Origin of the sequence: Deinococcus rhizophilus (assembly GCF_030271215.1) — a bacterium.
Taxonomy (GTDB): Bacteria; Deinococcota; Deinococci; order Deinococcales; family Deinococcaceae; genus Deinococcus; species Deinococcus rhizophilus.
Map to the genome: position 1 here is coordinate 1 of NZ_JASNGB010000127.1, position 8,355 is coordinate 8,355.

General features: G+C 71.8%; 9 protein-coding genes and 1 pseudogene. 4 read left to right on the plus strand and 6 right to left on the minus strand.

All coding sequences use genetic code 11. The annotated features are described in order from the left end of the window. The 3 genes from QOL99_RS12290 to QOL99_RS12300 form a co-directional block, all read left to right on the plus strand. A partial coding sequence (locus QOL99_RS12290) for a DUF4127 family protein (protein ID WP_285524199.1) occupies positions 1–380 on the plus strand: 380 nt, incomplete at its 5' end. Between the two features lie 9 nt (positions 381–389). Next, entirely contained in the window at positions 390–557 is a 168-nt protein-coding gene (locus QOL99_RS12295; RefSeq protein WP_285524201.1) for a hypothetical protein, read from the plus strand. Beyond that, complete coding sequence (locus QOL99_RS12300; RefSeq protein WP_285524202.1) at positions 554–1,096, plus strand: hypothetical protein; 543 nt, start codon at positions 554–556, stop codon at positions 1,094–1,096. The genes QOL99_RS12295 and QOL99_RS12300 overlap by 4 nt, the downstream gene beginning before the upstream one ends. A 3-nt stretch (positions 1,097–1,099) precedes the next feature. Here QOL99_RS12300 and QOL99_RS12305 read toward each other — a convergent pair whose 3' ends face one another. From QOL99_RS12305 to metG, 6 genes and pseudogenes are all read right to left on the minus strand, one after another. Beyond that, positions 1,100–1,978: a DMT family transporter gene (locus QOL99_RS12305; RefSeq protein WP_285524203.1), complete on the minus strand. Its 879-nt coding sequence runs from the start codon at positions 1,976–1,978 to the stop codon at positions 1,100–1,102. Then, a complete protein-coding gene (locus QOL99_RS12310; RefSeq protein WP_285524205.1) occupies positions 1,975–2,727 on the minus strand; it encodes a glucodextranase DOMON-like domain-containing protein in 753 nt (250 codons plus the stop codon). Before QOL99_RS12310 ends, QOL99_RS12305 begins: the two co-directional genes overlap by 4 nt. A gap of 272 nt (positions 2,728–2,999) precedes the next feature. Next, positions 3,000–4,361, minus strand: a complete 1,362-nt coding sequence (locus QOL99_RS12315; protein WP_407650178.1) for a gluconeogenesis factor YvcK family protein — start codon at positions 4,359–4,361, stop codon at positions 3,000–3,002. Then, positions 4,358–4,600 (minus strand): RapZ C-terminal domain-containing protein, encoded by a 243-nt coding sequence (locus tag QOL99_RS12320; protein ID WP_456318856.1) that lies wholly within the window; start codon positions 4,598–4,600, stop codon positions 4,358–4,360. Before QOL99_RS12320 ends, QOL99_RS12315 begins: the two co-directional genes overlap by 4 nt. 50 nt (positions 4,601–4,650) lie before the next feature. Beyond that, positions 4,651–5,364: pseudogene (rapZ, locus tag QOL99_RS12325) on the minus strand (RNase adapter RapZ); the annotation flags it as partial. 83 nt (positions 5,365–5,447) lie between these two features. Continuing rightward, on the minus strand, positions 5,448–7,481 hold the full coding sequence (metG, locus tag QOL99_RS12330; RefSeq protein WP_285524206.1) for a methionine--tRNA ligase: 2,034 nt from the start codon (positions 7,479–7,481) through the stop codon (positions 5,448–5,450). A gap of 415 nt (positions 7,482–7,896) precedes the next feature. Here metG and ruvA point away from each other — a divergent pair. Continuing rightward, the coding region (ruvA, locus tag QOL99_RS12335; RefSeq protein ID WP_285524208.1) for a Holliday junction branch migration protein RuvA at positions 7,897–8,355 on the plus strand (459 nt) is incomplete at its 3' end.

Here is an 8,355-nt window from a genome sequence, read left to right on the forward strand (position 1 = left end):
CGCGGCTGTGGCGCGACCTCGCCACGTTGCGGCAGCACGCCAACCTGCGCTCGCTGGCCGCGTGGGGCACGCCGGGCAACAACGTCGGGACGGCGCTGGCCCACGCCCGCCTGAGCCTGGCCGGGGCCGACCCCCTCCGGCAGGACGCGCTGCTGGCCCGCGAGTACGCCAACGACGTGATCTACAGCGCGGGGGTGCGGGCCGCGCTGAGAAAGGCCGTCCCGGAAGCCGAGCTGAACACCCCCGCCGGGCAGGCGCGGCTGCTGGAGATCGCGCGCGAGTCTTTCCCGCTGCGCGTCGGCCTGACCTACACGCTGGCAGACGCCGCGCTGCCCTGGGGCCGCTCCTTCGAGTGGGACTTCCGGCTGGAGGGGCGCTAGCCTGGGGTGGTGCTCGCCCTCCCGGTCGTTGGAGTGACGGTCTTTCTGGTGGTCGGAGGGTTGATTCTGCTGGGGGTGACCTCCCTCGTGCCCCGCCGCTCCTGGCCGTGGCTGCTGCTGATCGGCTGCTCCGTCCTCGCGCCCTGGCCGCTGGCACTCGCGGCGCTGCCCGAATGAGGCGTGGGCTTCTGCTCGGCGGGGTGGCCCTGCTGAGCGTGGGTTTCGTGGTCTGGGGCTTCGCTGGATCGTCGTTTTCCACGGGGGCAGCCGTCGTGGGGGCGCTGGGAGCCGCGTTGCTGGGGCTGGCCGTTTCCTTCCGCGTGCGGCGAGGGTCGCCGGGCCGGGGCGTGGCGGCCTTCGTGGGCACTCAGGCCCTCTATCTGGCGCTCTGGATCGCCGGAGGCTTGCTGTGGGCGGGGCCGCCGCGTGAGCTGCCGCACTTCGCGTCGCCCATTCGGCTCAGCTTGCGGGAGCTTCAGGGACGGTGGACACGGGAGAATGGACAGATGTACGAGGTCCGGGGCAACGGGCTCTGTCCGGCAGCTGAGGCTGAGCCCAGTGCCTGCTCACACCTGGAAGAGGACGAACGGGGCCGCGTCTCCTGGCTTATGGACGACCTGTGGTTGCCGACCGGGGCCTACCGGCGCTGGGGTCGGGAGTCCCTGATTCTGGAGCCGTGGTCATGGACTTTCTCCCGGCCCGTCCCCGGACGCTGACCCTCACGGCGTGGCGGTCGCCGCCTCGGTCGTCTTCTCTCCGCCCATGCTCAGCACCAGCGCGGCCCCGACCACCAGCGCGGCGCCTCCCAGGGCCAGGGCCGAGAGCCTCTCCCCGAAGAGGGCGGCGGCGAGGCCAGCGGCCACGACCGGTTCCAGGCTGGCGATCACGCTGGCGCGGGTGGCGGGCAGGTGTTTCAATCCCGCGCTGTAGGCGAGGTAGGCGAGGTAGGTACTCAGCACCGCGATGCCCGCGAGGCTGGCCCACGCGGCGGGCGTCTTGGCGCTGAACTCCACGAAGGGCAGCAGCCCCAGCGCCCCCACCGGGAGGGCGACGGCGTAGAGGGCCGTGGGGGCGTAGCGCCCGAAAAACGCCTTGCCGTACAGGTAGTACAGGCTGTAGGTCAGGCCCGAGAGCAGGCCCCACCCCAGCGCCGCCCCGGTCACGGTCACGCCCTGGCCCCCGCCCAGGCTGATCAGGGCGATGCCGCCCAGCGTGCCCGCGACGGCGAGTGCCTCCCGCCCGCCCAGCCGCTCGCGCAGCAGGCCCCAGCCCAGCAGCGCGACAAAGGCGGGCGCGGTGTACAGCAGCACCGACGCGAGACTCGCGCCGCCCGTGCGTACCGCGAGCTGGTACGCCCCGTAGAACACGCTCACGCCGACGACGCCGAAGAGGCCCGTCACCCCCAGGTCCCGGCCACGCGGCAACCCGGCGCGGGTCAGCCCGGCGTGCAGGGCGAAGAGGCCGCCTCCCAGCGCCGCCCGCCAGAAGGCGACCTCCAGGGCACCGACCCCTGCTCCCTGCGCCCCCTTGCCCAGAATCCCCAGCAGTCCCCACAGCACGGCGGCGGTCAGGATCAGCAGGGCGGGGGAGGGCTTCACGCCGGGGACCGCCGCGAGCGCAGGGTCGCCACGATCACCGCCAGCAGGCCCAGGCCCCCCAGCGCCCCCAGCGTCAGGGCGCGGGTGTCACGGGCGCGGCCCACCGGGGCGAGCGTGCCCCGGGTGTAGGGGGTCACGTCGCCCGCCGGGGCCAGCACGTCTACCGGCACCGGCGACCCCGTGCGGCCCGCTTGCAGCACCGCCGGGCCGGGCGTGGTGACCGGGCGCAGCACCCCGGCGGGCGTGAGCGGCGAGTACACGCTGGAGGTGACCCAGTAGGCGTACCGGCCCGGCGGCACCGCCGCGTCGATCACCAGCCGGGTGCCCTCCAGCCGCACGCTGGGGTCCTGCAGGCGCGTGGGCTCGGCCCCGGCCTCGGCCACCCGCGTCAGGGCGCTGCCGAAGCCGGTCACCCGCAGGTGGTAGGTCCAGCCCGGCCCCCCGGTGCCCAACCCCAGGTCGGCCAACTCGCGCTCGCCGCCCACGCTTCCCCCCACGAAGATGTCGGTCACGTTCGCGGAGAAGCCGGAAGGAGCGTTCCAGGGATTCTCGGTCCGTTCCAGTCCCACCGTGAAGCGCATCCCGTCTCCCGCAGGCCCAGCCTGAAAGGAGCGCAGGTCAAGGGCTGCCTCCGACACGGCGGGGCGACGGGGCAGGACGTAGCCGCCGTCGCCCCGCGCGTCCCCGGCTGGATCGGAGACAGAAAGCAGCGTCCCCGTGAGCAGCGTGGCCGTCAGCAGCGTGAGCACGGGCGCCAGCATAGCTCAGGGTTCAGGCGCGGCCCGCCGCCCGGAGGCCGCGTGGAGAGGGGGGGTCGGCGCTCTGGCGAGAAACGGGGAACCTTGCCTGTCCCCTCCTGGTGGGCTGGGCGACGCGGACCGGTCGCTCATTCAGCCAAGAGCGCGTTCAGGACAGGAAAAAAAGGCTCCTCCCCCTTGAAGAGGAAGGCCGGGACTGGCACAGCTCCGGAGCAGAGGGGGGGTGAGCAGGCCGGGGGTCACGAGGCCACCGCACAGAACCCTCACAGCGTGACCCGCCTCGGCGTCAGGGCCACCAGCGCCCCGGCCAGCGCGTCGGGGTCGTGCCGGGCCTGCTCGCCGGGATGCAGCAGCGGCGCGTGCCGCAGCCGACCGCGCAGGTCCGCCCCCACCGCGCCGGTGTCCAGGACCTCGGCGCCCTCCCCGGCGTAGCGGGCCCGGACGGCGGGCGAGATCGGCGTGCTGTTGACCAGCACCCAGTCGGGCGTGCGGCGCAGGTGGGCGGTGACCGCGCCGACGTGGTCCGCCAGCCCCAGACCGGTCGTCTCGCCGGGTTCGGTCATCAGGCTGGCGACGTACACGACCGGGGCCGCCGACTCGCGGATCGCCCGCGCCACGTCCGGCACCAGCAGCGCGGGCACGACGGAAGTAAAGAGGCTTCCCGGCCCCAGCACGATCAGCTCGGCCTCACGAACCGCGTCCAGCACGGCGGGCAGCGCGGGCAGGTCGGGGGGATCGAGGCGCACCGCCTCCACCCGCGCCTCGCCCACCTGCGCGGCCAGCCCGCTCTCGCCCCGGACCTCGCGCCCGTCCGAGAGGCAGGCCACCAGTGTGCTGGGCGTGGTCGTGGCCGGAAAGACCTGCCCGCGCACCCGCAGCACCTCGTGCACGTCGCGCATGGCGTCTTGCAGTCCGCCCTGTTCCTCCGAGAGGGTGGCGAGCAGCAGGTTCCCGAAGGTGTGCCCCGCCAGCCCCTCGCCCCGGTCGAAGCGGTGCAGCAGCAGCCGCGCCAGGACCGGGCTGTCCGAGAGCGCCGCGTAGCAGTCGGTCAGGTCGCCGGGCGCGATCATGTCCAGCGACTCGCGCAGCCGCCCGCTGGAGCCTCCGTCGTCCGAGACGGTCACGACCGCCGTGATGTTGCTGGTGTGGGCCTTGAGGCCGCTGAGCAGCATGGATAACCCCGTGCCGCCCCCCACCGCCACGATGCGCGGACCCCGGGCCAGGGTGCGCTTGGAATAGATCACGTCCAGCGCCTGATCGGGGGCCGTGCCCGTCGAGCGCAGCATCGAGCGGTTGAGCATCAGGATGCTCAGGAGCGCCCCGCCCAGCGCCAGCGCCATCACGGCGATCCCGCCCACGTACAGGGGCATGACCTCCGGCTTGGTCAGGGCGCCAATCCACAGAATCCAGCGCGTCGCCACGAAGTGCAGCGGCCCGGTCCAGGTGAAGTGCAGGAAGCCCACCGCCCCCACAAAGGTGCAGACCACGAACAGCACCAGCCAGCGCTTGATCCCCAGTCCCGGCGAGAGCCACATCCGGGCGCGGCGGGCGCGGCCCGGCCGGGGGCGCCGTTTCTGCCGGGACCGCTCCTCCCGCGACTGTTCCCACTGGGGCTGGGGCCTCACCCCTCCCCACCCACCCGCATGTCACGGTGGTCGGCCACCTGGGCGCCCAGGTCCGCGAGGTCCGCCGCCAGCCGCGCCGCCACCGCCACCGAGCGGTGCTGCCCCCCGGTGCAGCCGATCGCCACCGTGTAGCCGTGCCGCCGCGCCCCCCGCGCCCGCTCGGCACTCGTCCGCACGAAGTCGCGCACCTCCCCGTAGAAGCGCTCGGAGTCCTCGTCCGCGAAGACGTAGCCCGCCACGTCCGATTCCAGCCCGGTGCGGGGCCGCAGTTCGGGGACATAGTGCGNGCCACCGTGTAGCCGTGCCGCCGCGCCCCCCGCGCCCGCTCGGCACTCGTCCGCACGAAGTCGCGCACCTCCCCGTAGAAGCGCTCGGAGTCCTCGTCCGCGAAGACGTAGCCCGCCACGTCCGATTCCAGCCCGGTGCGGGGCCGCAGTTCGGGGACATAGTGCGGATTGGGCAGCGAGCGCACGTCCACCACCAGATCGGCGTCGCGCGGGGGCGTGTGCTTGAAGCCGAAGCTCAGCAGCCGCAGGTCGAAATCCTGCTCCAGACGGCACACCCGCAGCACCCGCTGGGCCAGCTCTGCCGGGCTGAGGCCGCCCGTGTCGATCACCGTGTCCGCGATGGAGCGCAGCGGCGCGAGCAGGTCACGCTCGCGCTGAAAGTCCAGCATCAGGTTCTCGCCCAGCGGATGCTCCCGGCGCGAGAGGTTGTAGCGCCGCAGCAGCACCTCCGAGTTGGCCTCCAGAAACAGCACCCGCAGGTCCTCGCGCCGCCGCGAGAGCCGCACGTAGCTGTCTTCCAGCGCACTCAGAAAGTCGCGGGTCCGGGCGTCGGTGCTCACCGCCACCCGCTCCAGCCCCCGCGCCTGCGCGAGGTCGTGCATGGCCCCCCACAGCTCGGGCGGCAGGTTGTCGGTGACGTAGAACCCGGCGTCCTCGAGGGTCCTGAGCGCCGTACTTTTGCCACTGCCCGACAGGCCGGAGACGATCACGAACATGCGGGCAGTGTAGGGCGCGTGGCCCAGGGTGAGGGGGCAGCAGGCTCTCGCCCCTGCCCCCCCCCGTGTCCATCCCGGACGGTTTACCGGACCTTCGTCCCGCTGGGCAGTTCCAGGCGCGTGCCCACCAGATCGAGGTTGCCCTGATCGTCCTCGGCGGCCAGGATCATGCCCTGCGACTCGATGCCGCGCAATTTGGCGGGCTTCAGGTTGGCGACCAGAATCACCCGGCGGCCCACCAGGTCTTCCGGCGCGAACCACTGCCGGATGCCGCTGACCACCGTGCGGGTCTCCTCGCCCATCTTCACGGTCAGCTTGAGCAGCTTGTCGGCCCCCCGCACCGCCTCGGCCTCCACGACTTCCACGATGCGGAGGTCCACCCGCGCGAAATCGTCGATGGAGATCAGGCTCTGGGTGGGCGCGACCGTCGCGGTCGGCGTGGCGGCGGGCTGCTGGGGGGGCATCGTTTCGGGAGTCTGTGTCTCGGGAGTCTGGGTCATGGGTTTTTTCTCTTTCCTGGGCTTGGGGGAAGGGGTGGGGGTGGCTTCAGCCTCTGGCAGCGGCTCCGGCTTGGGGAAGAGGACCGGGCCGCCCGGCACGGCGGTTCCGGCGGGCATCAGGCCCCAGGCCGACGCGAGCGGGTAACTCTGGCCCGCCAGTCCGAGTTGCGCCCGGAGTTCCTGCGCCTTCGCCGGAATCACGGCCTCCAGCGCCACGCTCGCCACCCGCAGGCCCTCGGCGGCGGTGTACAGCACGGTGTCCAGCCGCCGCTGCGTGTCCTCCGACTTCGCCAGCGTCCACGGGGCACTTTCCGCGATATAGCGGTTGAGGTCGCGCACGAAGTTCATGGCCGCCTCGATCGCCATATTGACTTTCAGGTCGTCCACCAGCCGCAGCACCTCGCCGGGAAGGGCCAGCGCTGCCGCCTCGATCCGGTGTTCGCGCTCGCCGGGCTCGTGCGCCTGCGGAAGCACGCCGCCCCGGTACTTCTGGATCATGCTGACCGTGCGCGAGAGCAGGTTGCCCAGGTCGTTGGCGAGGTCACTGTTCAGCCGCGACACCAGAATCCCCTCCCCGTAGGGACTGTCGGCCCCCAGCGACGCCTCACGCAGCAGGGTGTAGCGGACCGCGTCGGCGGGGTACTTCGCCACCAGTTCTTCGGGGTCGATCGCGTTGCCCAGGCTCTTGCCCATCTTGCGGCCGTCCTCGGCGAGGATATGGCTGTGGACCACCAGGCGGCGGTAGACCGGCAACCCCGCCGCCCGCAGCATGGTGGGCCAGAAGACCGCGTGCGGCTTGAGGATGTCCTTGCCGATCACGTGCCACGCCGTCCCGATGGTCTGCTCGCCCATGCCGAGGCTGACCGGCCCCGAGACGTAGTTCAGCAGCGCGTCGAACCACACGTAGGTCACGTGCCCTTGGTCCCAGGGCAGCTCGATGCCCCACGGCACCCGGCTTTTCGGACGGCTGATGGAGAGGTCGCCGATGGGCTCGCGCAGCATCTCCAGCACCTCGTTGCGGTACCCGGCGGGGCCGATAAAGTCGGGGTTCTGCTGGAGATGCTCCAGCAGCCACGCCTGATACTTCTCCATCCGGAAGAAGTAGTTGGCCTCGCGCCGCCGCTCCGGGGGGTCCTTGTCGCCGGGAAAGCGGCGCAGCCCGTCTCCGCCCTCCACCAGTTCCTTCTCGGTCACGTAGCGCTCGGCGCCCACCGAGTACAGGCCCTCGTACTCGGCGAAGTAGATGTCGCCCGCGTCGTACACGCGCTGCAAGATCTCCTGCACGTAGCGCTGGTGGCGGTCTTCGGTCGTGCGGATGAAGTCGTCGTAGCCGATGTTCAGGCGGTCCCACAGGCCCCGGAAGGCCCGCAGCGCGAGGTCGTCCACAAAGGCCTGCGGGGTCTGTCCGCTCGCGGCGGCAGCCTTGGCGATCTTCTCGCCGTGCTCGTCGGTGCCGGTCAGGAAATGCACCCGGTCCCCGGCGAGGCGGCGGTAGCGGGCGACGGCGTCGGTCAGGATCTTCTCGTAGACGTGCCCGATGTGCGGCAGACCGTTGGCGTAGTCGATGGCGGTCGTGATGTAGAAGCTGGGCGGCTCGGCCCCCGTTGGTCTGGTCATGCTCGCTCTCTCCCCGCCCGGCACGCTCTGACCCGCAGAAGGGGGCACAGGGGGGGCCGGGCAACCCCGTCAGGATACGGAAAATGGTGGAAAAGGAGGAGGGGCGGGGTGGAGCTGCGTCGCCCTACCCCGCCCCTCCTGACTGGCCTGTCAGGGACGCGGGGGCATTCGCATGAACAGGGGGGCGCGGGCGGTCATGCGGGCAGTGTACCCGGCGGGGGGCGGTCCCGTCACCTTTCCCCCGGTTGGATGAGGAGTGGCCCCCTAGAATCAGGCGCGTGCCACGGACTCCGCTTCATTCCGATCTTTCCGGCAAGGCGCCGGGACGTTCTGCATTCCGCAGAACCCGCTCCGACTTCCTCTTCCTCCGGTCGGACCCCCTCCACGGCGGAACGCGGAGAGGTCCGGGGGTCTTGTGATCGCCTACCTGAATGGCGCCGTGCGCGAGGTGCGCGACGCGAGTGCCGTGATTGTCGCCGGGGGCGTGGGCTACGAGGTCTTTTGCCCGGCCTCGACGCTGGGAAAACTGACGGTGGACGGCCCGGCGGAACTCCAGATCCGCCACGTGATCCGCGAGGACGCGCAACTGCTGTTCGGCTTCAGTGACGCCGACAGCCTGCGGCTCTTCGACCTGTTGACCGGCGTGAGCGGCGTGGGGCCGAAACTGGGGCTCGCCTTGCTCTCGGCCATGCCGACCTCGGCGGTCGCGCAGGGCCTGCTCACGGGCGACGTGGGGCTGCTCTCCAGCGTGTCGGGCGTGGGCAAGAAGACCGCCGAGCGGCTGGTCCTCGAACTTCAGAACAAGGTGCCCGAGCATCTGGCGGCTGGGACTGCGGGAGGCGGCGCGGCGCGGGCAGCGGCCCCGGCCACGACC

Coding starts and splice junctions, on each gene's coding strand:
- QOL99_RS12300 (WP_285524202.1), top strand. CDS start 554: ATGAGGCGTGGGCTTCTGCTCGGCGGGGTGGCCCTGCTGAGCGTGGGT.
- metG (WP_285524206.1), bottom strand. CDS start 7,481: ATGACCAGACCAACGGGGGCCGAGCCGCCCAGCTTCTACATCACGACC.